Origin of the sequence: Cohnella phaseoli (assembly GCF_003386235.1) — a bacterium.
GTDB lineage: Bacteria > Bacillota > Bacilli > Paenibacillales > Paenibacillaceae > Cohnella > Cohnella phaseoli.
Window position 1 is genome coordinate 70,081 of the sequence record NZ_QRDZ01000018.1, and the last position, 25,284, is coordinate 95,364.

At 58.4% G+C, this 25,284-nt stretch carries 22 protein-coding genes, 1 riboswitch and 1 other annotated feature; of the genes, 20 read left to right on the plus strand and 2 right to left on the minus strand.

Going from position 1 to position 25,284, the window contains the following annotated elements; all coding sequences use genetic code 11:
- Positions 1-16: 16 nt before the first annotated feature.
- The 11 genes from rpe to DFP98_RS21590 all read left to right on the plus strand — a co-directional run bounded on the left by rpe (position 17) and on the right by DFP98_RS21590 (position 16,782).
- Positions 17-682: a ribulose-phosphate 3-epimerase gene (gene rpe / locus DFP98_RS21540; RefSeq protein WP_116062677.1), complete on the plus strand. Its 666-nt coding sequence runs from the start codon at positions 17-19 to the stop codon at positions 680-682.
- Positions 683-705: 23 nt separating this feature from the next.
- Positions 706-1,923 carry an L-rhamnose isomerase gene (gene rhaI, locus DFP98_RS21545; RefSeq protein WP_116062678.1) on the plus strand — a complete coding sequence of 406 codons (1,218 nt, stop codon included), beginning with the start codon at positions 706-708 and terminating at the stop codon, positions 1,921-1,923.
- A gap of 32 nt (positions 1,924-1,955) precedes the next feature.
- Positions 1,956-2,059, plus strand: a riboswitch (TPP riboswitch).
- A 306-nt stretch (positions 2,060-2,365) separates the two neighbouring features.
- Positions 2,366-4,129, plus strand: a complete 1,764-nt coding sequence (gene thiC / locus DFP98_RS21550) for a phosphomethylpyrimidine synthase ThiC (protein WP_116062679.1) — start codon at positions 2,366-2,368, stop codon at positions 4,127-4,129.
- Entirely contained in the window at positions 4,122-5,387 is a 1,266-nt protein-coding gene (locus DFP98_RS21555) for a ThiF family adenylyltransferase (protein WP_116062680.1), read from the plus strand. The genes thiC and DFP98_RS21555 overlap by 8 nt, the downstream gene beginning before the upstream one ends.
- Positions 5,365-6,285, plus strand: a complete 921-nt coding sequence (gene thiE, locus DFP98_RS39810) for a thiamine phosphate synthase (RefSeq protein ID WP_116062681.1) — start codon at positions 5,365-5,367, stop codon at positions 6,283-6,285. The genes DFP98_RS21555 and thiE overlap by 23 nt, the downstream gene beginning before the upstream one ends.
- 14 nt (positions 6,286-6,299) lie before the next feature.
- Positions 6,300-7,112: a thiazole synthase gene (locus tag DFP98_RS21565; RefSeq protein ID WP_116062774.1), complete on the plus strand. Its 813-nt coding sequence runs from the start codon at positions 6,300-6,302 to the stop codon at positions 7,110-7,112.
- Positions 7,109-8,344 (plus strand): glycine oxidase ThiO, encoded by a 1,236-nt coding sequence (thiO, locus tag DFP98_RS21570; protein WP_246016631.1) that lies wholly within the window; start codon positions 7,109-7,111, stop codon positions 8,342-8,344. The genes DFP98_RS21565 and thiO overlap by 4 nt, the downstream gene beginning before the upstream one ends.
- Positions 8,341-9,207, plus strand: a complete 867-nt coding sequence (gene thiD / locus DFP98_RS21575; RefSeq protein ID WP_116062682.1) for a bifunctional hydroxymethylpyrimidine kinase/phosphomethylpyrimidine kinase — start codon at positions 8,341-8,343, stop codon at positions 9,205-9,207. The genes thiO and thiD overlap by 4 nt, the downstream gene beginning before the upstream one ends.
- Before the next feature lie 47 nt (positions 9,208-9,254).
- Positions 9,255-9,523 (plus strand) — a binding site (T-box leader).
- Positions 9,524-9,566: 43 nt separating this feature from the next.
- Positions 9,567-10,601, plus strand: a complete 1,035-nt coding sequence (pheS, locus tag DFP98_RS21580; RefSeq protein WP_116062683.1) for a phenylalanine--tRNA ligase subunit alpha — start codon at positions 9,567-9,569, stop codon at positions 10,599-10,601.
- A gap of 37 nt (positions 10,602-10,638) precedes the next feature.
- Complete coding sequence (gene pheT / locus DFP98_RS21585) at positions 10,639-13,080, plus strand: phenylalanine--tRNA ligase subunit beta (RefSeq protein ID WP_116062684.1); 2,442 nt, start codon at positions 10,639-10,641, stop codon at positions 13,078-13,080.
- Between the two features lie 111 nt (positions 13,081-13,191).
- Complete coding sequence (locus DFP98_RS21590; RefSeq protein WP_181917840.1) at positions 13,192-16,782, plus strand: cell division protein ZapA; 3,591 nt, start codon at positions 13,192-13,194, stop codon at positions 16,780-16,782.
- A gap of 68 nt (positions 16,783-16,850) precedes the next feature.
- Here the strand turns inward: DFP98_RS21590 and DFP98_RS21595 are convergent, their stop codons facing one another.
- Together DFP98_RS21595 and DFP98_RS21600 are read right to left on the minus strand one after the other, a co-directional pair.
- Complete coding sequence (locus DFP98_RS21595; RefSeq protein WP_116062686.1) at positions 16,851-17,225, minus strand: cupredoxin domain-containing protein; 375 nt, start codon at positions 17,223-17,225, stop codon at positions 16,851-16,853.
- Positions 17,226-17,422: 197 nt separating this feature from the next.
- Positions 17,423-17,779: a phage holin family protein gene (locus tag DFP98_RS21600; protein ID WP_116062687.1), complete on the minus strand. Its 357-nt coding sequence runs from the start codon at positions 17,777-17,779 to the stop codon at positions 17,423-17,425.
- A gap of 105 nt (positions 17,780-17,884) precedes the next feature.
- On the opposite strand from DFP98_RS21600, the gene DFP98_RS21605 reads away from it, so the two are divergent.
- The 9 genes from DFP98_RS21605 (at position 17,885) to DFP98_RS21645 (ending at position 25,253) form a co-directional block, all read left to right on the plus strand.
- Positions 17,885-20,245: an endonuclease MutS2 gene (locus DFP98_RS21605; RefSeq protein WP_116062688.1), complete on the plus strand. Its 2,361-nt coding sequence runs from the start codon at positions 17,885-17,887 to the stop codon at positions 20,243-20,245.
- 15 nt (positions 20,246-20,260) lie between these two features.
- Positions 20,261-20,680, plus strand: coding sequence for a DUF350 domain-containing protein (locus DFP98_RS21610; RefSeq protein ID WP_094045542.1), 420 nt, complete (start codon positions 20,261-20,263; stop codon positions 20,678-20,680).
- A gap of 110 nt (positions 20,681-20,790) precedes the next feature.
- Complete coding sequence (locus tag DFP98_RS21615; protein ID WP_116062689.1) at positions 20,791-21,321, plus strand: hypothetical protein; 531 nt, start codon at positions 20,791-20,793, stop codon at positions 21,319-21,321.
- A complete protein-coding gene (gene cysK / locus DFP98_RS21620; RefSeq protein WP_116062690.1) occupies positions 21,318-22,235 on the plus strand; it encodes a cysteine synthase A in 918 nt (305 codons plus the stop codon). The genes DFP98_RS21615 and cysK overlap by 4 nt, the downstream gene beginning before the upstream one ends.
- Before the next feature lie 156 nt (positions 22,236-22,391).
- Complete coding sequence (locus tag DFP98_RS21625) at positions 22,392-22,613, plus strand: hypothetical protein (RefSeq protein WP_116062691.1); 222 nt, start codon at positions 22,392-22,394, stop codon at positions 22,611-22,613.
- A gap of 15 nt (positions 22,614-22,628) precedes the next feature.
- Positions 22,629-22,991 (plus strand): spore coat protein, encoded by a 363-nt coding sequence (locus DFP98_RS21630; RefSeq protein WP_116062692.1) that lies wholly within the window; start codon positions 22,629-22,631, stop codon positions 22,989-22,991.
- Between the two features lie 123 nt (positions 22,992-23,114).
- Positions 23,115-23,606, plus strand: a complete 492-nt coding sequence (locus DFP98_RS21635; protein ID WP_116062693.1) for an Lrp/AsnC family transcriptional regulator — start codon at positions 23,115-23,117, stop codon at positions 23,604-23,606.
- Positions 23,607-23,644: 38 nt separating this feature from the next.
- Positions 23,645-24,874: an aminotransferase class I/II-fold pyridoxal phosphate-dependent enzyme gene (locus DFP98_RS21640; RefSeq protein WP_116062694.1), complete on the plus strand. Its 1,230-nt coding sequence runs from the start codon at positions 23,645-23,647 to the stop codon at positions 24,872-24,874.
- 130 nt (positions 24,875-25,004) lie between these two features.
- A complete protein-coding gene (locus DFP98_RS21645; protein ID WP_246016632.1) occupies positions 25,005-25,253 on the plus strand; it encodes an aspartyl-phosphate phosphatase Spo0E family protein in 249 nt (82 codons plus the stop codon).
- Positions 25,254-25,284: the final 31 nt, after the last annotated feature.

The window sequence follows — 25,284 nt, forward strand, 5'->3', positions numbered from 1 at the left end:
AAGGGATGAGAAGCGAATGTCGGGCAAAATTTCGCCTTCGATGATGTGCGTCGATTTCCGCAAGCTTGAGGAAAGTGTGCGAGCGCTGGAGCGGGCCGGAACGGACTATCTTCATTTCGACGTCATGGACGGCCACTTCGTGCCTAACTTTACGCTTGGTCCGGATTTTATCCGCTGCGTTCGGGAGATGACGAGCATTCCGTTCGATTTTCATCTGATGGTGGAACGCCCGGAGTCGCTGTTATCCGTCTTCGACATTCGCGAAGGAGACATCGTGTCGGTTCATCAGGAAGCCTCGGTGCATTTGCAGCGAACGCTGCAGCATATTCGCGACAAGGGGGCGCGGCCTTCCGTCGCCCTCAATCCGGCGACACCGCTGTACGCCGTCGACGAGGTGCTGGACGACTTGGAGCTCGTGCTTGTCATGACGGTCAATCCTGGCTTCGCGGGGCAGAAGCTCGTCCCTTCAACACTGCGCAAAATCGCCGGGTTGAAGGAGCGGCTGACCGCAAGCGGCCGCCCGGATATCGAGATCGAGGTGGACGGCAACGTCAGTTGGGACAATGCGCTTAAGATGCGACAGGCGGGCGCGGACATTTTCGTCGCGGGAACGTCGAGCATTTTTACCCCTGGGACGGACATCGAAGAGGCGACTAAGCGCTTTAAGACAAGCATTCTATAACAATGCAGGGAGGTAGCTTCGCTATGACGGACCAAGATTATCAGCTGTTCGAGCAGCGGCAGCGAGCAAGAGGAATTGATGTAGAACGGGTGAAAAGCAGGCTGAAGTCGCTCAAAATCGAGACCCCGTCCTGGGGCTTCGGAGATTCGGGCACTCGGTTCAAGGTGTTTCGCAACCGCTATGCCGCCCGAACGCCGTACGAGAGAATCGAAGACGCCGCGGAGGTTCATCGGCTGACGGGGCTTTGTCCTTCCGTCGCTATCCATATCCCGTGGGACAAAACGGACAGCTACGACGGATTGCGCAGCCATGCGGAGAGTCTCGGCGTCACGATTGGCGCGATAAACCCGAATCTGTTTCAGGACGACGCCTATATGTTGGGCAGCGTGACGAACGCGGATGTGACGATTCGGCGCAAGGCGACGGAGCACTTGCTGGAATGCGTCGACATTGCCAGGCAGACGGGATCGCGTGATATTAGCCTGTGGTTCGCGGACGGTACGAATTACCCGGGGCAAGGCGACTTAAGGGCGCGCAAAACGTGGATGCGGGAGTCGCTGGAGGAGGTTTACGGGGCGTTGGCGCCGGGGATGCGGATGCTGATCGAGTACAAGTTTTTCGAGCCGGCGTTTTATCACACCGATCTGGCGGACTGGGGGATGGCGTACAATTTGGCGTGCAAGCTTGGACCGCAAGCGCAGGTGCTTGTCGATACGGGCCACCACGCGCCGGGCACGAACGTGGAGCACATCGTTGCTTATTTGCTGGACGAATGCCGGTTGGGCGGGTTCCATTTCAACAGCCGGAAATACGCGGACGACGATTTGATTGTCGGGGCGATCGATCCGTACGAGTTGTTTTTGATCTTTTATCAAATTGTTCACGCCTCAGAGGATGCATGCGCGGACGTTCGGAGCACGGTGGACAACATCGCTTACATGATCGATCAATCGCACAATATCGAGCCGAAGGTCGAGGCAATGGTCCGCTCGGTCTTGAACGTACAGACCCAGTATGCGAAGGCGCTGCTGGTCGATCATGCGGAAGTGCGCGCGGCGCAGGAAAGGCAGGACGTGCTGGGCGCCGAGGAAGCGGTTCGCAAGGCGTTCGAGTTCGATGTAGGCCCGTTGCTGAGGGTAGTCCGGGAGGAGCAGGGGCTGCCGGTCGATCCGATCGCGGCGTTCCGGGAAGGGGCCTATAACGGAAAAATAAAGAAAAGAGCTTCGTCGTTCAAGGGTTGACAGAAACCTGAATCGATTGTAAAGTTTTCATTGAATTCCACTAGGGGCGCCCGCAAGGGCTGAGATAAGGCGATGCCTTGGTCCCTTTGAACCTGATCTGGGTTATGCCAGCGTAGGAAAGTGGGCAATGTACGTCAGACTTTGGAAGGCGATGGCCGCGGGCTTCTTCATGCTTGCGTCATGGCTTTTCATGAGCGTGACACATTCAGCCGCTCCCTGCCGGGGCGGCTTTTGTTATGCGGCGGATTGCCGCGGACAGGCGCAACGGCAGGGGCGAACCGCGCGTACTCGCCATCGCTTGCCGTATCGGCACGAGTGTCGCAGTCGGTATGCATGCGCCTGAAATGGAGTCGTCGTCAAGTCTGGCGGTCGTTTCTTATCTTCTTACTCATGGCCTCCCAGCGGAATTTGACATTACGCCGCTTAAGGAGGTTTTTTTGTTATGCCGATGATGACGACGCCGCTGCCGGGAAGCCGCAAGGTGTACGCGACGGGAGACAGGGAAGACATTCGGGTACCGATGCGCGAGATCGCGCTTGAGCCGAGTTCAGGGAGAAACGGGCTGGAGGAGCCGAACGATCCGATTCGGGTGTACGATGCCAGCGGCCCGTATACGGAGGATGGTTTTCAGGCCGATGTGCGGCGGGGACTGCCCTCCGTTCGGGGACGCTGGATTGCGGAACGAGGCGACACGGTCGAGTACGAGGGACGTGAGGTGCGGCCTGAGGACAACGGCTTTGCGACGGCCGATGCGGCGGAGAAGAGGGGCGCGGAGGTATTTCCCAAGCCGCATAACCGCTGCTTGCGGGCGGCGGAAGGGCGCAACGTGACGCAGCTGCACTTCGCCCGCCAAGGGCGGATTACGCCGGAGATGGAATATATCGCGCTGCGCGAAGGGATGAGCGCGGAATTTGTACGGGCGGAGGTAGCTGCGGGGCGAGCGATTATCCCGGCGAACATTAACCATCCCGAGTGCGAGCCGATGATTATCGGGCGGCATTTTCATGTCAAGATTAACGCCAACATCGGCAACTCGGCCGTCGCCTCCTCGATCGAGGAGGAGGTTGAGAAGATGACGTGGGCGACCCGCTGGGGAGCCGATACGATCATGGACCTGTCCACAGGCAAAAATATTCACACGACCCGAGAATGGATCGTTCGCAATTCCCCGGTTCCGGTCGGCACGGTGCCGATCTACCAGGCGTTGGAGAAGGTCGGAGGCAAGGCGGAGGAGCTGAGCTGGGAGGTGTTCCGCGACACGCTGATCGAGCAGGCGGAGCAGGGCGTCGATTACTTCACGATTCATGCCGGGGTGCGGCTGCGCTATATTCCGCTGACGGCGAAGCGGGTGACCGGCATCGTCTCCCGCGGCGGCTCGATTATGGCGGCCTGGTGTCTGGCTCATCACAAGGAGAACTTCCTGTATACGCATTTCGAGGACATTTGCGAGATTATGAAAGCCTACGACGTCAGCTTCTCGCTCGGAGACGGTCTGCGGCCCGGTTCGATCGCCGACGCCAACGACGAGGCGCAGTTCGCGGAGCTGGACACGCTCGGCGAGCTGACCGAGATCGCGTGGAAGCACGATGTGCAGGTGATGATCGAAGGACCCGGCCACGTGCCGATGCATCTGATCAAGGAAAACGTCGACCGGCAGATGGAGGTGTGCAAGGAGGCGCCGTTCTACACGCTGGGGCCGCTGACGACCGACATCGCTCCGGGATACGACCATATTACATCCGCGATCGGCGCCGCGATGATCGGCTGGTTCGGGACGGCGATGCTCTGCTACGTGACGCCGAAGGAGCATCTCGGCTTGCCGAACAAGGAGGACGTCAAGGACGGCGTCATCGCCTACAAGATCGCCGCCCATGCCGCCGATCTGGCGAAGGGCCACCCGCGGGCGCGGCTGCGCGACGATGCGCTCTCCAAGGCGAGATTCGAATTCCGCTGGAGAGACCAATTCCATCTGTCGCTCGATCCGGAGCGCGCCATGGCCTACCACGATGAGACGCTGCCGGCGGAGGCGGCCAAATCGGCGCATTTCTGCTCGATGTGCGGACCGAAGTTTTGCAGCATGCGCATTACGCAGGACATTCGCGATTACGCGGAGAAGCACGGCGTAGCGGAGGAGGAAGCGCTGGAGGCCGGCATGCAGGAGCAGGCGGAAGCGTTTAAGGCCGGGGGAAGCCGGATCTATGCTTAGGGAAGCGGAGACGGAGGCGGAGGAGCGCTACTCCCAGCAGATCCGCTTCGCTCCGATCGGCGCGCAGGGACAGCGGCGGCTCGGCGAGGCGAGCGTGCTTGTCGTAGGCGCCGGGGCGCTGGGCGCTTCGCTCGCCCAGCATATGGTCCGGGCCGGAGTGGGCCGCCTGCGCCTCGTCGATCGGGACTATGTGGAGCTGAGCAATCTGCACCGGCAGACGCTGTACGACGAGGAGGACGCGGAAGCGGCGCTGCCCAAGGCGGTCGCCGCCGCGGCGAAGCTGCGCCGGGTCAACGGCAGGGCGCGGATCGAGGCTTTCGTGGCCGACGTGGATCGGCGCAACGCGGAGTCGCTGGCGGCGGACGTCGACCTGGTGCTCGACGGCACCGACAATGCGGCGACCCGGCTGCTGCTCAGCGACGCCTGCTTCAGCCGCGGCATTCCGCTCGTGTACGGCGGCGTCGCGGGCTCCGGGGGAATGACCGCGCTGCTCGTTCCCGGCGACCACTGCTGCCTGCGCTGTCTGCTTGGCGAGGAGGCGCCGGGCGGCGAAGACGGGCCGACCTGCGATACGCTCGGCGTCATCTCGCCCGCGGTGGAGATGGTGGCCGCATTGCAGGCGGCGGAGGCGCTGAAGGCGCTGACGGGCAATCGCTCGGCGCTGCGCGGGACGTGGCTGACCGTGGATGCGTGGCATTTCTCCGTCAAGGAATGGAAGCTGCCGCCGCCGGTTGAACCGTGCCCTTATTGCGGGTGGGGGGAGTCGGCGGCAGCTGCTCGCCGGGAGCTTGCGGAGCATGGAGACTCCTTCCGCCTCTCTGCGAACGGCGAACGGGCCAAGGAGCAAAATGCGACTGAAGCGGCATTGCTCTGTGTTAGAAGGGCGGTCGCGGCGGAAGATGTCTCGATTGCCGACCGCTCAGAGAGTGCGACGGGAAATGCTTTGTTCGGCGACGATCGGGAGGCGGCAAAGCTGATCGTCCTGTGCGGAAGGGATACGTTTCAGTTAGCGCTGAAGCCGTCGGTGTCGCTGTCAGAGTGGAGAAGGCGGCTGGTTGCGGCGGGCTGCGCCATTACCGCCGACAATCGGTATTTGCTGCGTGCTTCAACGGCGGCAGAAGAGAGGATCGTCATTTTCGCTGAAGGACGCGCGCTGATTCAAGGCGCGGGCGAGCCCGAACGCGCGATGGAAATTTATCGGCATTATTTGAGCGACGGGACAGGGAGGGAAGCGGATGAAACGTCCGTTGGATTTTAAGCTGTACGTCATTACCGGCGAAAACTATCATCCGGGGCGCGGCATGCTGGAGGTGATGGAGGCGGCTTTAAGGGGAGGAGCCGATATTGTGCAGCTCCGCGACAAGATGAGCCCGAAGCGGGAGCTGATCGAGAAGGCGAAGCGGCTGAAAGAGCTGACCGCCAAGTACGGCGTGCCTCTCATCGTCAACGACCATCCGGACGTTGCGCTGGCCGCGGACGCCGACGGCGTTCATCTCGGGCAGGACGACCTGTCGATCGAGGCGGCGCGCGAGCTTCTCGGTTCGTGCCGGATCATCGGCATTTCTACGCATCGGATCGAGCAGGCTCGCGCCGCCGAGCGAGCGGGAGCGGATTATATCGGCGTCGGTCCCGTTTATCCGACGGGCACCAAGCCGGGACGGCAAGCAGTGACGACCTCTTACGTCGCGCAGGCGGCCGCGGAAATTGGCATCCCGTTCGTCGCCATCGGCGGCATTACGGAGACCAATGCGGAGGAAGTGCTTCGGGCAGGGGCCAGAAGACTGTGCGCGGTGTCCGCCATCGTCGGCCATGACAATCCCGAATCGGTCTGCCGCAATCTGCTGGGGAAGATTAACGCCTGGCGTCTGGGAGAGCAGGCAGCATTGGCGGAATCGGTGTCGCTATCCGTACCGGTATCCTTGTCGGCACCGATGCCGGCTCCCGGGGACGTCCGGGAGATCGACGTTGTCGTCAACGGCCGCAGCGAGCGGACGCAGGCGGCCACCCTGCTGGAACTGGCGGCGGAGTACAAACTGGAAGGCCGAAGCGTCATCGCCGAGCTGGACGGGGCGGTCGTCCCGCGCCAGCTGTGGGGAGAGACGCCGCTGCAAGGCGGGGGCTCGGTCGAATTCGTTCATTTTGTCGGGGGAGGCTGAGCGTGGGGATGGAAATGGATACAATTGTGCAAGACGGTATGGTTATCGGGGGACGGAAGTTGAAGTCGCGTTTTTTTCTGGGCACGGGCAGGTTTCCGAGTCCCGCCGTTTTTCTCCAGGCGTTGGAGGCGTCCGGAGCCGAGGTTATTACGTTCGCGGTGCGCCGGATCAACCTGGACAACTATGAAGACGACGGCGTGCTGCAGCATGTCGCGGGCAGAGAGCTGATCTATTTGCCCAATACGTCGGGGGCCGGAAACGCAGATGAGGCCGTGCGAATCGCCCGGCTGGCGCGCGCCGCGGGGCTGGGGGATTGGATCAAGGTGGAGATCAGTTCCAATCCCCGCACGCTGCTGCCCGATCCGGTGGAGACGCTGAAGGCGACGGAACGGCTGGCTGACGAAGGCTTCACTGTGCTGCCCTATACGTCGGACGATCCGGCGCTGTGCCGCAGGCTGGAGGATGCCGGAGCGGCGGCGGTCATGCCGGGCGGAGCTCCAATCGGCACGGGCTTGGGCATCCTGAATCCGTACAACCTGGGCCTGATTGCCGAGGAGGCGCGGGTTCCCGTTATCGTGGATGCGGGACTCGGCTCGGCCGGGGACGCCGTTCAGGCGATGGAGCTGGGCGCGGACGGCATTCTCGCCAATACGCCCGTCTCCAAAGCGGTGGACCCGGTGGCGATGTCGCGGGCGATGAAGCTGGCAATCGAAGCGGGACGGCTGTCCCGGCTGGCCGGACGCATTCCCCGGAAGCGCTATGCCTCTGCCAGCAGCGAACTGGAGGGACGGCTGTTCAGACCCGAAGCCCGGGAGGGGAAAACGTGAGCGGGGCGTCGAAAGGAAGCGCGGAAGCGAAGCCCGGGAGAGGGATCGCGAAGTCGGTGCAATCGGCCGGGGGTGTGAAGTCGACGCAAACCGCGGAGGTGCTGATCCTCGGTGGCGGCATCATCGGGCTGTCCAGCGCCTGGGAGGCGGCCAAGCGGGGCTTCCGCGTCACGGTGCTGGAGGCGGAGGCGTTCGGCGGTCAAGCCTCCGGGGCGGCTGCGGGAATGTTGGCGCCGTTCTCGGAAAATCCCGAAAGCCCCGACGCGTTTTTCCGGCTGTGCGCGGACAGCCATTCGCGATACCCGGACTGGGTTCGCGAACTTGAGGAGCTGACCGGTCATTCGGCTGAATTGCAGCGCAGCGGGAGCTTGAACGTCGCGTTTCATGAGGCGGATTTCCTGTCCCTGCGCGCGAGGCTCGAATGGCAGAGCCGGCACGGGGCCGGATTCGAGCTGCTCGGAGCGGCGGAGCTGCGCCGCCGGGAGCCGAAGTTGTCCGATCGGGCGTTAGGCGCGCTCTATTGTCCCGGCGAGAGTCATGTGTTCGCGCCGAAGCTGGTCGGAGCGGCGGAGGAAGCGTGTCGCCGGGCCGGGGTGAGGCTCGTGGCCCATGCCGGACGCGTTACGGGAATGGAGAGGGTAGCCGGCACAGGCGTCGTCGTCCGAACCGCGGGCGCGGGAAGCTGGCTGGCGGATCGGGTCGTCGTGTGCGCCGGAGCATGGAGCGGATTCGTGCGAGAGTGGCTGCCCGTCGACGTGCCGGTTCATCCGATCCGGGGGCAAATTTGCGCGTATGACGGGAAAGGCGATCCTGTCCGTCATATGATTTTTTCCAGCCAAGCGTACTGGGTCGGCAAAAAAGACGGGAGCCTCGTATGCGGAGCCTCGGAAGATGTCGCCGGTTTTGAGCGGAGCGTCACAGAGCAGGGGATTGGACGGCTGAAGCGCTGGAGCGATCGCGCGCTGCCTTTCCTTGGCGGTATCCCTCCCTCGCGGGGCTGGGCGGGCCTAAGGCCCGCGACGTTGGACGGCTGGCCGCTGATCGGCCCTGTCCCCGAGGTTTCGGAGTTGGTGCTGGCGTGCGGCCATTATCGCAACGGTATTTTGCTGGCTCCGTCGACGGCTGCGCTGGTGGGAGATCTGTTGGAAGGGAAGGCCGGCGAAAAAGGGTATGAGAATGCTTTCGGGATCGAGCGGTTCTGTGTAGCGGGGACGAGGAGGGGCTTGGGATGAGAGAGGGCGCCCGGTCGTCCAGGGAAGCATCTGCTTTTCGCCGTCCGCTGGCTTTGACGGTCGCCGGCTCGGATTCGGGCGGGGGAGCGGGCATTCAGGCGGATCTGAAGACGTTTCAGGAGCTTGGCGTATACGGGATGAGCGTCGTGACGGCGGTGACGGCGCAAAACAGCCTGGGAGTGCAGCGCGTGGACAACGTCTCGCCTGACATGGTGGGGGCGCAGCTCGAAAGCGTGCTGTCCGACATTGGAACCGATGCCGTCAAGACGGGAATGCTGCCCGCGACCGCCCATGTCGAAGCGTCGGCAAGGTCGTTCGCGAGGCATCGGGTCAAGCGGCTTGTCGTCGATCCTGTGGGCGCTGCCTCGGACGGTTCGCGGCTTATGGACGGCGGCGCGTTCGAAGCGATGAAGCGTCTGCTGCTGCCGATGGCGGAAGTCGTCACGCCGAACTTGCCGGAGGCTTGTCGGCTGCTCGGCGTCCATTCCGGCGACATTCGAACGATGACGGACATGGAGCGATTGGCGAAGCGGCTGCTCGCGTTGGGCTCCAGGCATGTGTTTCTTAAGGGCGGACATTGGAGCGGAGAGGAGGCCGTCGACGTATTCGTCTCCGCCGAGCGTCCCGGGGAGACAAAGCGGTTCGCCGGACCGAGGTATCCGACTCCCCATACGCACGGCACGGGCTGTACGACGGCGTCCGCCATCGCGGCTTTGCTGGCGAAAGGAGCGCTGCCGGAGGAGGCCTGTCGTGAAGCGAAAGCGTTCGTGGCCGCGGCGATTTCGGAAGCCTTTGCGCTAGGGGAAGGAACAGGCTCACTTTGGCATGGCGCATTTGCGGAAAAGAGGCGGTTTTTGCGATAATCGGCTTGCTTGCGGTTCTCCGATCCCCTATAATGATCAATAAATGCACAAATGCAACGATGGAGAAAAGTAAGCAGTGCCTTCTTACAGGGAGGGAGCGCCGAAGATTGCGAGCGTTCCTAAGAAATCAGGCTGCCGAAGTTCGCTCCGGAGCAGATCTCTGAACGTTCGGCTGCGGCCGTTCAGTAGGAGATACCGGCTTGCGGCCCGTTACGCCGTACGAAGCGGGAATGTCCGAGCGCCGAATAAGGCGTGCGTCCGATGATGGGCAGCGGCATTCCAACAAGGGTGGTACCACGGTCTTTTCGTCCCTTACGGGAGAGAAGGCTTTTTATTTTGTCGCGAGAAGGAGAATGGTGATGAAGGAACGATTAGAGGCTTTGCGGAGCGAAGCGCTGGATAAGCTGCAAACCGTGGCGGACGCCGTCGCGCTGAACGATCTCCGCGTGCATTATTTGGGCAAGAAGGGGCAGCTCACCGAAATTTTGCGCGGCATGGGCTCCCTCAGCGCCGAGGAGCGTCCGATCATCGGACAGGTAGGCAACGAGGTTCGCGCGGCGATTGAAGCGGTCATCGCGGAGAAGCAGACCGGCTTTGAGCAGGCCGAGACAGCGCGCCGTCTGCAAGCGGAGACGATCGACGTTACGCTGCCGGGCAAGGCGGTCGGCGCCGGCGCCATTCATCCTTTGAACAAAATCGTCGAGGAAATCGAAGATATTTTCATCGGGATGGGGTATACGGTGGCGGAAGGGCCGGAGGTCGAAACCGACTTCTTCAACTTCGAGGCGCTTAATCTGCCGAAAAACCACCCCGCACGCGATATGCAGGATTCCTTCTACATTACGGACGAGATTTTGCTGCGCACGCAGACGTCTCCGGTACAGATTCGTACGATGAAGGCTGCGAACGGCCGGACGCCGGTCAAAGTTATCTGCCCCGGCAAGGTGTATCGCCGAGACGACGACGACGCGACGCATTCGTTTATGTTCCATCAGATCGAAGGGCTGGTCATCGGGCCGAACATTCGGATGAGCGACCTGAAGGGAACGCTGCTGCAGTTCGTGCAGGAAATGTACGGGCCGCAAATGCAAATTCGCCTGCGTCCGAGCTTCTTCCCGTTCACGGAGCCGAGCGCCGAGGTAGACGTTACCTGCGCCCAGTGCGGCGGCAGCGGCTGCCGAATGTGCAAGCATACCGGCTGGATCGAAATTCTCGGCTGCGGCATGGTACACCCGAAGGTGCTTGAATACGGCGGCTACGACCCGAACGAAGTAACGGGCTTTGCGTTCGGCATGGGCGTGGAACGGATCGCGCTGCTGAAATACGGCATTGACGATATCCGTCATTTCTACGCGAACGACACGAAGTTCTTGAGTCAGTTCGCCAAAATATAACGAGAAAAAATTACGATAAAAACGAGGGGAGTTTCCCATGAACGTATCCTATCGGTGGTTATCCGATTATATCGATTTAAGCGGCATTCCTGCCGAGCAATTGGCGGAGATGATGACGCGGGGAGGCATCGAGATCGATTCCGTGCCGTCCCGCAATGCGGGCGTTACCGGCGTAGTCGTCGGCTATGTGAAAAAAAGAGAGAAGCATCCCGATGCGGATAAGCTGAGCGTTTGCACTGTCGACGCCGGAACGGGCGAGGATTTGCAGATCGTCTGCGGTGCGCCTAACGTTGACGCGGACATGAAGGTTCCGGTCGCCGTTGTCGGCGCTAAGCTGCCGGGTGGCCTCAATATCAAGCGCGCGAAGCTGCGCGGCGTGGAGTCGCAGGGGATGATCTGTTCGGCGCGCGAGCTCGGTATCAACGACAAACTGCTGCCGAAGGAGCAACAAGAAGGCATTCTCGTGCTTCCGTCCGACACGGAGATCGGACGCGACATTTTGGACGTGCTCGCTTTGGACGACTCGATTCTCGAACTCGACCTGACGCCGAACCGTTCGGATTGCCTCAGCATGCTCGGCGTGGCTTACGAGGTGTCGGCGCTGACGGGACGTCCGTTGAATTTGCCGGATGCGGCCGTATATCCTGCTGCGGAAGTTACTTCGGATTACGTCCGCGTATCGATTAGTTCTCCTGAGCATTGTTCGCTCTATACCGCTCGCTACATTAAAGGAGTGAAAATCGGACCTGCGCCGCAATGGATGCAGAATCGTCTGATCGCGGCTGGCGTTCGTCCGATCAACAACATCGTCGATATTACGAACTATGTCATGCTCGAATACGGCCAGCCGCTGCATGCGTTTGATGCAGCGCAGGTTGCGGGCGGGCGGATCGACGTTCGTCTGGCGCGGGCTGGAGAAACCTTGGAGACGCTCGACGGCCAGGAGCGCAAGCTGGAGCCGCACATGCTCGTCATTGCGGACGCGGAGAAGGCGATCGGCCTTGCCGGCGTGATGGGCGGCGCGAACTCCGAGGTGTCGGAGGGCACGACGGACATTATTCTGGAATCGGCGAAATTCGACGGCAGCACGGTTCGGCGGACTTCGCGCCAACTGGGTCTGCGCTCGGAGGCGTCGGCTCGCTTCGAAAAGGAGACCGATCCGGAGCGGGTGCGCGCGGCGCTGGATCGCGCGGCGGGACTGATGGCTCGTTACGCCGAAGGATTAGTGACCGAAGGCGTCGCCGAGGCTGAGGAGTCCACGCAGCAGCAGGCCGTTATCGAGCTGTCCCTCTCTCGGGTCAACAACATGCTAGGTACAGAGCTGTCCTCGCTTGAGATCAAGACGATTCTGTCCCGGCTGCAGTTCGAGGTGGAAGCTAGCGGCGAGGATGTATGGAAGATTACGGTTCCTTCCCGGCGCGGAGACGTCTCCCGCGATGTCGATCTCGTGGAAGAGATCGCCCGATTGCACGGCTACGACGAAATTCCGACGACGCCGATCGAAGGACCGACGACGCCGGGCTCTCTGACAAGGCCGCAAGCGATTCGCCGCAAATTGCGGACGATTCTGACCGGAGCTGGCCTGCACGAGGCAATCAGTTATTCCGTAACCTCGCTGCCGAGAACGGAGCTGTTCGCGGAGCTGTCGGCAGGCGCCAAGCCGATCGCGTTAGCGATGCCGATGAGCGAGGAGCGCAGCGTGCTGCGCACGACGCTGATTCCGAGTCTGCTTGAGGCGGCCGCCTATAACCTGAATCGGAAAAACAACGATGTCGCCCTGTTCGAAATCGGCAACGTCTATCATACCGATGAAACGACGCTGACGAGGCTGCCGAACGAAAAGCCGAGACTCGCGTTGCTGCTCCTGGGCAACCGTCGTTCCTCCGCTTGGAACCGCACTGCGGAGCCAGTCGATTTCTACGACGCCAAGGGGATTCTGGAGCAGGCGTTCGACCGGCTTGGTTTGACGGGCCGCATTTCTTACGAGGCCGCTCAGCCAGCCGGCTTCCATCCGGGCCGCACCGCCGCGATCGTCATTCGTACGGAGCGCGGGGGCGAGAAGATCGGTTATATCGGCCAGGTGCATCCGGAGACGCAGCGGGAGTTCGATTTGCCTGACGCATACGTGGCGGAGCTTGAGCTTGATCCGATCTACGAGTATGCGGACGCGAGCATCGAATATCGCGTTCTCCCTCGTTATCCGGCGATCGAGCGCGATATCGCTGTCGTTGTGGATCGCGGAGTCGCCGGGGGGGCGCTGACGGAGACGATCTCGGTTTCCGCGGGCGAACTGCTGGAGTCGGTGAAGGTGTTCGACGTGTATACCGGGGAACGGATCGGCAGCGATAAAAAGAGCGTCGCGTTGGCGCTCGTGTACCGTCACGCGGAACGTACGCTGACGGATGAGGAAGTCGGAGAGGCGCATGCGCGCGTGCTTGCACAATTGGAACAATCTTACGGAGCGGAACTTCGGAAATAGGCAGGAAACGATAAGGCAGGCAGCGAATACATCTAGACGCCGATTGGCGGAGGATGATTCGCTGCTTTTGTTACATAACAATCACTACGAATGCAATGGGAGGACCACGCCGTGAGCAATCAGGATAAAACGCGTGTCACCGTTGACATATATGGAACGCAGTATACGATAACGGGGCATACAAGCACGGAATATATGAAAAGAGTGGCTGCGATCGTCAACGAGCAGATGAACAAGGTAGACTTCGGTTACCCGAGGCTTGATCTGCCCAAGCTGGCCGTGCTCGCAGCCGTAAATATCGCGGACGAGCTTCTGCGTTTGCGTCGGGAGAACGAGCAGCTGTTGAAAATCGAGCACGACCAACAACAGCAAATCGAAGAGTTGGAAAAGATCCGGACCACGCTGACGCAGGGGCTTGAGGCTATTAAGGAACAGTCTGCCAGAGAGCTGGAAACGTTGAGGGAACAGTCTGCCAATGAGCTGGAGACGGCGAGGGAACAGTCGGCTAGGGAGTTGGCTGAATTCATCGAGCAAGCGGATGCGGAGCGAATTGAACTTAAGGAGCGGTCTGCCGCCGAATTGAGTGCGGCTAAAACGCAGGCTGCGGCTGAACTGGAGGCCTCCGTTGCCGGGGCGGCCAAGGAATTGGATGCGGCGCGAAAACAAGCCGCAGACGAGCTTGAACTGGCCAAGGTCGAATTCGCTATCGAACTGGAGACGCTGAAGAAAGACTCGGAGGCGGAGCTGGCCCGCGCGCAAGCTGCTCTTGAAGCCGCAAGGTCGGCTGCGGAAGCGGAGCTGCAGGCTGTGCGGATGCTGGCTGCGGAGGAGCTTGAGCAGGCGGAGAAGAAAGCCGAACAGCGGCTGGGAAGCCTAAGGGGAAGCTTGAACGCGGAGCTGGAGCGTCAAAAGCAAGCTTCGGCGCAAGCGCTGCAAGCGGAGAAAGAACGGGCTGGAGCAGAGCTACAGGAGCTGGCGCAAAAAGCAGCCAAGCTGGAAGAGGAAAAGCTGGAAGCGGAGCTAGATCTGCAAGCGGAGAAAGAACGTGCCGAGGCAGAGTTGCGAGAGCTGAAGCAGAAAGCGTCCGAACTAGAAGTGGCCAAGCTAGAAGCGGAATTAGATCTACAAGCAGAGAAAGAACGGGCTGAGGCAGAGCAGCAGGAGTTGGCGCAGAAGGCAGCCAAGCTGGAAGAGGCGAAGCTGGAGGCGGAAATAGAGCTGCAAGCGGAGAAAGAACGGGCCGAGGCAGAGCTACAGGAGCTAGCGCAGAAGGCAACGAAGCTGGAAGAAGAGAAACTGGAAGCGGAAATAGAGCTTCAAGCGGAGAGAGAACGTGCCGAAGCAGAGCTGCAGGAGCTGGCGCAGAAGGCAGCCAAGCTGGAAGAAGCGAAGCTCGAAGCAGAGCTAGCGCTGCAAGCAGCACGAACGCAAGCTGCGTCGGAGCTGGAAGAGGCCAAGCTAGAAGCGGAAATAGAGCTGCAAGCAGAGAAAGAGAGAGCCGAAGCAGAGCTGCAGGAGCTGGCGCAGAAGGCAGCCAAGCTGGAAGAAGCGAAGCTCGAAGCAGAGCTAGCGCTGCAAGCAGCACGAACGCAAGCTGCGTCGGAGCTGGAAGAGGCCAAGCTAGAAGCGGAAATAGAGCTGCAAGCAGAGAAAGAAAGAGCCGAAGCAGAGCTGCAGGAGCTGGCGCAGAAAGTAGCCAAGCTGGAAGAAGTGAAGCTCGAGGTCGAGTTAGCGCTGCAAGCAGCACGTATGCAAGCTGCGTCGGAGCTGGAAGAGGCCAAGCTAGAAGCGGAAATAGAGCTGCAAGCAGAGAAAGAAAGAGCCGAAGCAGAGCTGCAGGAGCTAGCGCAGAAGGCAGCCAAGCTGGAAGAAGCGAAGCACGAAGCGGAGCTAGATCTGCAAGCAGAGAAAGAACGGGCCGAGGCAGAGTTGCGCGAGCTGAAGCAGAAGGCAGTCAGGCTGGAAGAAGCGAAGCTAGAAGCAGAAATAGAGCTGCAAGCGGAGAAAGAACGTGCTGGGGCAGAGTTGCAGGAGCTGGCGCAGAAGGCAGCCAAGCTGGAAGAAGCGAAGCTCGAAGCGGAGCTAGATCTGCATGCGGAGAAAGAACGGGCCGAGGCAGAGCTGCGTGAGTTGAAGCAGAAAGCATCCGAACTGGAAGAGGCTAAGCTGGAAGCGGAAATAGAGCTGCAAGCGGAGAAAGAACGGGCCGAGGCAGAGTTGCAGGAGCTGGCGCAGAAGGCAGCCAAACTGGAAGAAGCGAAGCTCGAAGCGGAACTAGAGCTTCAAGTGGAGAGAGAACGGGCCGAGGCAGAACTGCGTGAGCTGAAGCAGAAAGCATCCGAACTGGAAGAAGCGAAGCTGGAAGCGGAACTAGAGCTGCAAGCGGAGAAAGAACGTGCCGAGGCAAAGTTGCATGAACTGGCGCAGAAGGCAGCTAAGTTGGAAGAAGCGAAGCTGGAAGCAGAACTAGATTCGCAAGCAGAGAAAGAACGTGCCGAGGCAGAGCTGCATGAACTGGCGCAGAAGGCGGCCCAGCTGGAAGAGGCTAAGCTGGAAGTTGAGCTAGAGCTGCAAGCGGAGAAAGAACGAGCCGAAACAGAGCTGCAAGAGCTGGCACAGAAGGCAGCCAAGCTGGAAGAAGCGAAGCTGGAAGTTGAGCTAGATCTGCAAACGGAGAAAGAACGGGCCGAAGCAGAGCTGCAAGAGCAGAAACAGCGAACTGAGGCAGAGAAGCGTGAGCTAGCGGAAAAAGCGGCATCCGAACTGGAAGAAGCGAAGCTGGAAGCCGAGCTGGAGCTTGAGCAAGCGAAGCTTGACGCCGCGAGTGCCTTGGAAGCTGCACGGCTTGAGGCCAAGCAAAGCGTGAGCGCCGAACGCGCCCAACAGGAGGCTGCTCTCGCAGAAGCAAGAGCAATCGCGGACAAAGAGCTGGCTAAGACGAAAGAAGAGACGGAGCGGCTTCTGGCTGAAGCACTGAAGGACGCGAAAGCTCATGCCGCTGCCGAATTGCAGGAGCTCGAGGCAATCTATTCGGAAGAACTGGAAGCTGTGAAAGCGGAGCTTCAAGCTTTGTCGTCCGAGCAAGCGCAATGGCGCGCCAAAGAGCAGGAGTGGCAGGAGCAGCGCGAACGGCTGGAAAGCGATGTCGATCGATGGGCTGCGGAGGCGGAAGACCAAAGGAAAACCGTCTTCGAGCAGCAGGAGATGCTGCAGGAGGTCGAGCTTCAGACGACTGAGCGCTTGGAGCTTCAGCAGAAGGCTCTGGGTGAAGCGCAAAGAGAGAGAGAGGGTCTGATCCGGGAGCTTACCGAGCGTGATGAACAGGAGCAGAAATGGAGCGAGACGATCCGCGAGCTTCGGACGCATCTGGCCGAAGCCCAGCAAGAGCGGCAAGCTGCGGCCGATCGGATTCGCGAGCTGGAAACTCGCACCGTCGAACTGGAGCGTTCCCGTTCGGCGCTTAAAGAAGCTGTCGAGAGCGTGGAGAGCGAGCTGGAAGCCGCACGAGCGGAAGCGGCGGCGGCTCCTTCCCGCGAAGCGGATGCAGCCGCGCTTGAGGAGTTGAGCGAACAAGCAGCGGTGGGAGCAAAGTACCGAACGGAACTGGAGCGGCTGCAAGTCGAGCACGCCAAGCTGAACGAGGAATACAAGAAGCTCCAGAGCGAATACAACGAATGGATCGACATGCTGGAACAAGAATAACGCATGCGAAAAAAGGCGATTCATCCGGACGTTTGTCCGAGATGAATCGCCTTTGAAATTTGGAAGGTTTAGCTTACGACAAGCTTCGCGATCATTTGCGCATGGCCTTGTCCGCACATAATGCTGCATCGAATTTCATAAGTACCGGCCGGCAAAGTGACGACCTTGGATTTGTTGCCCCTGATCGAGATGTCTTGACCGACAACTTCGATCCCGTGGGCACCCTTCAAGTTTTCGAGCGTTAACTTGACCGGAGTGTCCTTCGGCAGGGCGTATTCGGCTTGATCGAATTCCCAGTTGCTCGCTTTAACGACAACCTCTTGAGAAAAGGTTTCTTCGCTTGCTCCAGCGTTGCTGCCTGAGTTTGTATCCTTGCCTCCGCATGCCGATAAAATCAGCGTCAAGGCTGCAATAGTCAAGAAATAGGCGAATTTTCTTTGCATGATTAATAACCTCCGTACAAGGTGAAATGACAGACGGTCCGTCCCGTTGGGCGTTGTCGTCTGCACACCATTGTATCATAAGGCTGTGGGCGCCTATTGCTTAATCTATGGCAGAGTCATGACATTAATTAGAAATAGGCCTTACGCAGGATGCGCGCAAGGCCTTAGGCATTAAAGACCTTGCGCGCCCTCTGTAGCTAGCTTCTGTGTTTGCCGGCTTCGTACGGGGACGCGATCGGGATAAACAGATCGATGATCCCGATTACAAGAGCCGCCAGCAACGCGCCGATTACCGTCACTTCAACGTGGCCAACGACGAACTGAGCCAGCCAGATGACGAGGGCGCTGCAAAGGAATCCGACGATTCCCCGTCCGAACGGGGTCACTTTTTTACCGAAGATTCCTTCGATGATCCACCCCAATACGGCGATGACGACTGCAAGCATCAGTGCGCTCCAAAACCCGCCCACGGAAAATTGAGGAACGAGCCAGCCGACAACCATCAAGACAATGGCTGCGACAATAAAGCGAACAATCGTGCCGATGATATTCATGTTTTCGACCTCCTTTGGAAGTAGTTTATCCTAAGATTCAATCCCTATGCTTTCGCATGGATGAAGGATTCGGCTATAATATAGGCGAAGGAGATGACAATTGCCGTGAACGAGAAGGCTTTACATACATTGGAGTACGATAAAATCATTCGCCGGTTGACAGGACTTGCGGCCACCAGCCTGGGCAGGGAAGAGGCGGAGAAGCTGACCCCCAGCCGCGAGCTCGAAATCGTCAAGCGCCGGCTGGCTGCAACGGACGAGGCGTCCAGAGCCGTAAGTTTGAAAGGGGCGCCTCCGTTCGGAGGCATTACGGATATTCGCTCTTCCCTTCAGCGAGCCAAGCTGCAGGGGATGCTGCAGCCGCCGGAGCTGATGGAGGTCGCCCAGTTTATTATGGGCTCGCGCCGGTTAAACCGCTTTATTGCGTCTGCCGGTGAAGAGACGGAACTTCCGTTGCTATCCGATCTGTGCGAGCCGCTGACCGACTTTAAGGCTCTCGAAGACGAAATTCGCAGATGCATTGACGAGCAGGGAGACGTGCTCGATTCGGCCAGCCCGGAGCTGGCCTCCATGCGCAGAGATATCCGCGTCAACGAAGGCCGGGCCAGAGAAAAGCTGGAAAGCTTGATCCGTTCGTCTTCGGTACAGAAAATGCTTCAGGAAACGTTGATTACGATGCGCAACGACCGTTACGTTATTCCGGTGAAGCAGGAGTATCGGGCGCACTTCGGAGGCATCGTCCACGATCAGTCGGGAAGCGGCGCAACGCTGTTTATCGAGCCGGAGGCCGTCGTGCAGATGAACAACAAGCTGCGCGAGCTTAAAATCAAGGAGCAGAACGAGGTCGAACGCATTTTGCGCAAGCTGACCGCCGAGGTCGGAGAGCGCGCGGATTTGCTCGCGGGCGATGCGGAAATTCTCGGGATCATCGATTTTGTTTTCGCCAAAGCGTCTCTGGCCCATGCATTATCCGCGACCCTTCCCGTTATGAACGATGAAGGCAAAATTGTTCTGTATAAAGGCAGACATCCGCTGCTGGACATCAAAACCGCCGTGCCGATCGATATCGAATTGGGAGAGAGCTACACGTCGATTATCGTTACGGGTCCGAACACCGGAGGAAAAACCGTTTCGCTGAAAACGATCGGCTTGCTCAGCCTGATGGCGATGTCCGGACTGTTCGTGCCCGCGGAGGACGGCAGTCGGCTTTGCGTGTTCGACGGCATTTATGCCGATATCGGCGACGAGCAGAGCATCGAGCAAAGCTTGAGCACCTTCTCCAGCCATATGACGAATCTGATTTCCATGCTCGGGCAAGTCACGAGCCGTAGTCTCGTGCTGCTTGACGAGCTTGGAGCGGGGACGGATCCCGCGGAAGGCTCCGCTCTTGCTATCGCGATTCTGGAGCATCTGCAGAAACTGGGATGCCGACTGATCGCGACGACGCACTACAGCGAACTTAAAGCTTATGCCTACAACCGGGAAGGGATCACCAATGCCAGCATGGAGTTTGACGTAGCTACGCTGCGTCCGACTTATCGGCTGTTGGTCGGCGTTCCCGGCAGGAGCAATGCGTTCGCCATCGCGGAGAGACTCGGGCTTCCGAAGAGCATTATCGATCATGCGCGCGGCGAAGTGAGCGAAGACGAACTGAAAGTCGATTCGATGATCGCTTCTCTGGAGCAGGATCGCTTGCAAGCCGAAACGGAAAGACGAACGGCCGAAATGTTGCGACTTGAAACGGAGAAGTTGCGTAAAGAAATACAGGAGGAACGCTTCAAGCTTCAAGAGCAGAAAGCAAAGCTGCTGGAAGCGGCTCGCGAGGAAGCTCGTCAGCAGGTCGCCAAAGCCAGACGGGAGGCTGAAGAGATTATCGCGGATCTCCGTCGGTTGGCGCTGGAGGAAGGGGCATCCGTTAAGGAGCATAAGCTGATCGAAGCCAAGAAACGGCTTGAGGAAGCGGTTCCCGATCCTGTCTCCAGGCCGACTCGTCAAGGCGGGGCAAAGCCGGCGAAGATCGTAGCGGGAGACGACGTAAAGGTCCACAGCCTGAACGGGCAGAAGGGGCACGTCGTCGAGCTTGTCGGAAGCGGAGAAGCCGTCGTTCAACTGGGCATTTTGAAGATGAAGGTGTCTCTATCCGATCTGGAACCGATGCGATCGGCATCGTCGGCAAAGACGCCGGCGCAAGCGACGACAGTCAAACGCTCCCGCGACGAGAATATCCGCACCGAGCTGGATTTGCGCGGAATGGCGCTCGACGAAGCGCTTATGGAAGTGGACCGTTTTCTCGACGAAGCGTTCCTTGGCAATCTGGGGCAGGTTTACATTATACACGGCAAAGGTACCGGGGCTTTGCGCAGCGGGATACAGGATTTCCTGCGGCGTCATAAGCATGTAAAAAGCTATCGGTTAGGCCAATTTGGGGAAGGCGGCGCGGGCGTATCCGTAGCCGAGCTTCACTAACGGGAGGTCTTGCGAATGCAGGATGTTGTCGATTCCATCATGTCTCAGCCTTTTCTTGCGGTGCTGGCTTATTTTTCCGTAGGCATATTGGCGTTGATCGTCTTTCTCTCTTGCTTCGAATGGGTGACGAAGTATGACGGGTGGAAGGAAATCGGCAGAGGCAACTTGGCGGCGGCCATGGCGACCGGCGGCAAAATATTCGGAATTTGCAATATCTTCCGATTCTCGATTGAAGCTAACGATACGATTTATCAAAGTATTTTGTGGTCGGCCGTCGGATTCGTGCTGCTGCTTGTCGCGTATTTTCTGTTCGAGTTTTTCACCCCGGTTTTTCGGGTAGACGAAGAAATCGGCAAGGATAATCGTGCGGTAGGTCTCCTGTCGCTCGTATTGTCCGTTTCCTTGTCCTATATTATCGGCGCAGCCGTCATTTGAGCACGGAGGGAACAAAAGCTATGAAATATTTGTGGGGAACTTTGCTTGCCTTGGCGATTTTGTTCATCGCGGTCGGCGTATTCTATATGATGAAGGAGGCTTAATACGTCATGTCGGTTACTATTTGTCCATGGTGTCAAAGCGAGATTATCCAAGAAGAGGGAGAAGAGCCGGAGAAAATTTGTCCGGTGTGCGACAATGAGCTTGACGGCTATCGCACGCTTCAATTCAGCCTTGGAGACGAAGAAGAGTCAGAGGAAGAAGAGGCGGAAGATGAGCGTCTCGTATCCATTGACGACGACGAGGACCTAGGCTGGCTGGACGGGGAGGATCTGGATTCTAACGAGCAGCTTGTCCGCTTTGACGAGGCGCTGACGGAGCTCTACGACGAACAGGCGCTCATGCCCGAATGTCCAGTCTGCCGCGAATATATGATTGAAGCCGGAGAGCGTCTCGTCGGGGCTGCCGAGTTTGCTCCGCGCCTGCCGGGAAATTCGGATGCGCCTTTGCTGGAGGCTCCGTTCAAGCTGACGATGTTTGTATGTCCGTCCTGCTTTGCGACTCATTCCTTTCTGGGAGATGAAGCGCGTCAACGTTTTATACGCGGCTTAAGTCGCCATGATAAGGAGAATGAAGTATGACCCGTATGGTTCAATCTGTAATCGACCTGATTGGAAACACGCCTGCCGTCGCCCTGCAGCGGTTGACGGGACCGCAGGACGCTCAAGTGCTGGTCAAGCTGGAGAAAATGAATCCTAGCGGAAGCGTCAAGGATCGCGCCGCATCCGGTCTGCTTATAGATGCGGAAACGAGAGGATTGATCGGGCCGGGAAGCTTGATTGTCGAGCCGACCAGCGGCAATACGGGCATCGGACTTGCCATGTATGCGGCTGCGAAAGGATACCGACTGATTCTCGTTATGCCGGATAATATGACAGCGGAGCGCATTTCTTTGCTTCGCGCCTACGGTGCGGAAGTGGTGCTCACGCCGGCAGCCGAGCGCATGCCGGGAGCGATCGCCAAGGCTCGCGAGCTAATCGAGCAAAACCCCGGCAGCTACATGCCGAATCAATTCGAGAACCCGGCCAATCCGAACATTCATCGTACGACGACCGCATTGGAAATTCTCGAACAAACGGCCGGCCGTCTGGACGCGTTTGTCGCAACCTCCGGCACTGGGGGCACGGTTACAGGGACGGGGGAAGCATTGCGCGAGAAACTCCCTGGTCTACATATTGCGGTCGTTGAGCCGGCAGGCTCTCCCGTGCTTTCCGGCGGACAGCCGGGGCCGCATAAGCTGGTCGGGACAAGCCCGGGTTTTGTGCCGCAAATTTTGAACACTTCGATATACGATGAGATCATCCAAGTTAAGGATGAGGACGCATTGGAGACGACCAGACGTCTAGCACGCCTGGAGGGTCTGCTGGTAGGTCCTTCGTCCGGGGCGTCCGTATGGGCGGCCTTGCAAGTTGCTCGGCGTCTGGGGCCGGGCAAGCGCGTGCTGTGCATCGCTCCGGATACGGGCGAACGTTATTTGAGTATGGACATTTTTTAAATAGTAGCGCCGGTAACTTGCGTCTGCGGATTTCCGCAGGCGTTTTTATTTATGTCTGGGGGAAAACTTGTTCCGTTTACGGGTGCATACCCGACGGGGAATCAACAAAGACTACATCTTGATGTGCCAATGAATGCCCGGGAGGTATGATAATCCATGCAAGCCATCACAGCCAAAGAACTGGAATACATCGCCGATTCGATGTCGAACGAAGACTTGTTGATCAAACAGTGCGCCATAGGAGCCGCTACCATTACGAATCAGCAGCTGCGCCAGGCGTGCTCGCACATGGTGGACGTGCATACGCAGCACTACAACACGCTGCTGAGCTCGCTACAGCAGCACCAACCGCTCGCCCCGGCTCAACCCCAAGCTTAAAAGGAGGTTTTAACGATGTTTAACAATCCGGTGCTTCCCGACGAGGATATGGCTTATACGATTTTGGCCGATCTCAAACGGGTTACTCGCGAATACGCCACGGCAGCAACCGAATCGGCTTGTCCGGTCGTTCGGCAAATGTTCACGCAACTTCTCGACGATACGCTGAAGCTGCAAGGCGAACTGTTTAGCGCGATGCAGCAAAACAACATGTACAACCTTCCTTCACAGGCGCTTAAGCCGGATATCGACAAGCAATTGAAGTCGTACCAGCAGACGCAACAGAAGACTTCGCAATTCGTTCAGCAGACGCAATCGGCGCAAGCCAACATGGCGATGAATGCGCAGAACGGCGCTCAAGCTCCGGCTTACCAATAACGAGACTCGTCCCCGATCGGCGCGCTAGCGCCGGTACGGGGATTTTTTAGAGCATCCTTGGATTTGACTATCCATTCGGCCTGTTTTTGATGTATCATGAAGAGTAATTCAGGAGGGATCAGGATGAACGAATTGAAATTGAGCATTTTGGATTTGCTCAAGGAGGACGCCCGCTTGTCCGCCGCTACGATCGCGACGATGCTGGGGGCTGCCGAAGAGGAAGTGTCTGCGGCGATCGCGGAAATGGAGCGGGATAACGTCATCGTCAAGTATGCGACCGTCGTCAATTGGAGCAAGGTCGACGATGAGAAGGTAACGGCGTTGATCGAGGTGAATTGCACTCCGGAAAGAGGGCGCGGATTCGAGAACATCGCGGAGCGCGTTTATTTGTACCCTGAAGTGAAATCGGTCTATCTGATGTCCGGCGCGTTCGATTTGCTGGTCGAGATCGAAGGTAAAAACCTGAAAGAAGTCGCTTCGTTCGTCTCCAACAAATTGTCGACGATCGAATCGGTCATTTCCACCAAAACGTTCTTTATTCTCAAAAAATATAAGCAGGACGGCATTATTTTCGAAGAGATCGAAGACGATCATCGTCTGCTCGTATCGCCATAAACTTGCGGTCTAACGTAAACGTAAAGGAAGAATGTCCAATGATTAAAGATGAGGAAAAGCCGAACGTCGCGCTGGCCGATCCTTCGCGAAGCGAGGGTATGCAGCGTTACTTGGCTTCCCGCGCCCGCGAGATTCCGCCTTCCGGAATCCGTCGCTTCTTCGACTTGGTTAGCGCCAGCAAAGGTAAAGACATTATTACGCTTGGCGTAGGCGAACCGGATTTCGTGACGCCGTGGCGGGTCAGAGACGCAGCCGTATACTCCCTGGAAAAAGGCAAGACGCAATATTCGCCGAATGCGGGCATGCTGGAGCTGCGGGAAGCGATCGGACAATACTTATACAATCAATTTAATTTGACCTACGATCCGGGCAAAGAAATGATCGTTACTGTGGGAGGCAGCGAAGGCATTGATCTGGCGTTGCGCGCGTTGATCGAGCCGGGCGACGAAATTCTCGTTCCCGAGCCTTGCTACATCTCCTATTCGCCGATCACTTCGCTAAGCGGCGGCGTGGCGGTAGGCATCGAGACGTTCGCCGAAGACGAGTTCAAGCTGACGCCGGAAAGCTTGCGGGCGGCGATTACGCCCAAATCGAAGATTCTGGTTCTCTGCTATCCGAGCAATCCGACCGGGGCAATCATGACCTATGAAGAAATGCTGCCGATTGCCAAAATCGTGGAAGAACACGATTTGATCGTCATCTCCGACGAAATCTACGCGGAGCTGACGTTTAACGGCAAGCATGCGAGCTTTGCGTCGTTGCCCGGGATGAAGGACCGGACGATACTCGTCAGCGGCTTCTCCAAAGCGTTCGCGATGACCGGCTGGCGGATGGGCTATGCTTGCGGACACCCGGATTTAATCAGCGCCATGCTCAAAATTCACCAATATACGATCATGTGCGCGCCGACGATGGGGCAGGTAGCCGCGCTTGAAGCTTTGACCAAGGGCGGGTTGGAAGAGAAGGATCGCATGATGGAATCGTATAACCAGCGGCGCCGTCTAGTCGTGCAAGGCTTCCGCGATATGGGGCTGGAATGCCACGAGCCCCAGGGCGCTTTCTATGCGTTCCCGTCCGTTCGATCGACCGGACTGACGTCCGAGCAGTTTGCCGAGAGGCTGCTGCTGGAGGGCAAAGTAGCAGCCGTTCCCGGCCATGTGTTCGGCAAGGGCGGAGAAGGCTTCCTGCGCTGCTGCTATGCGACCTCTGTCGTACAACTGACAGAAGCGATGGAGAGAATTCATCAATTCCTTAGAAGTTTGGAATAAAAATGAATAAATTACAAAAAGCATATTCAAACGATTAATGTTTTGCTATAATAACCATGATTTTCGACCCGTCGAGTCTGTATAAGTTGAACCCAACCTATATCGCTCGATTATGAGAAGGGGGAGTTACATGGCTGAGGCAAAACATAAATCGAAGAAAATGTCGTCTTCAAAAGCCGATGCACCCATTTCTCGTTACTCGGGCCAAGCGGCGGATTTGGCGGAGGAAATCGACCTTCTCAGGAAGGTAATGACGGATACGTTCCTGCAGGAGCGCTCCTTCGTCGCGGATTCCGTCATGGAGCTGAGCAGGCAATTAGATCGGAAGATTAACGAATATATGAAGATTGTTCTATTGGGCAGGGAGCAGGCGCGGTGACGAACTCACCGGCCTCTTTTTTTCTATAGCA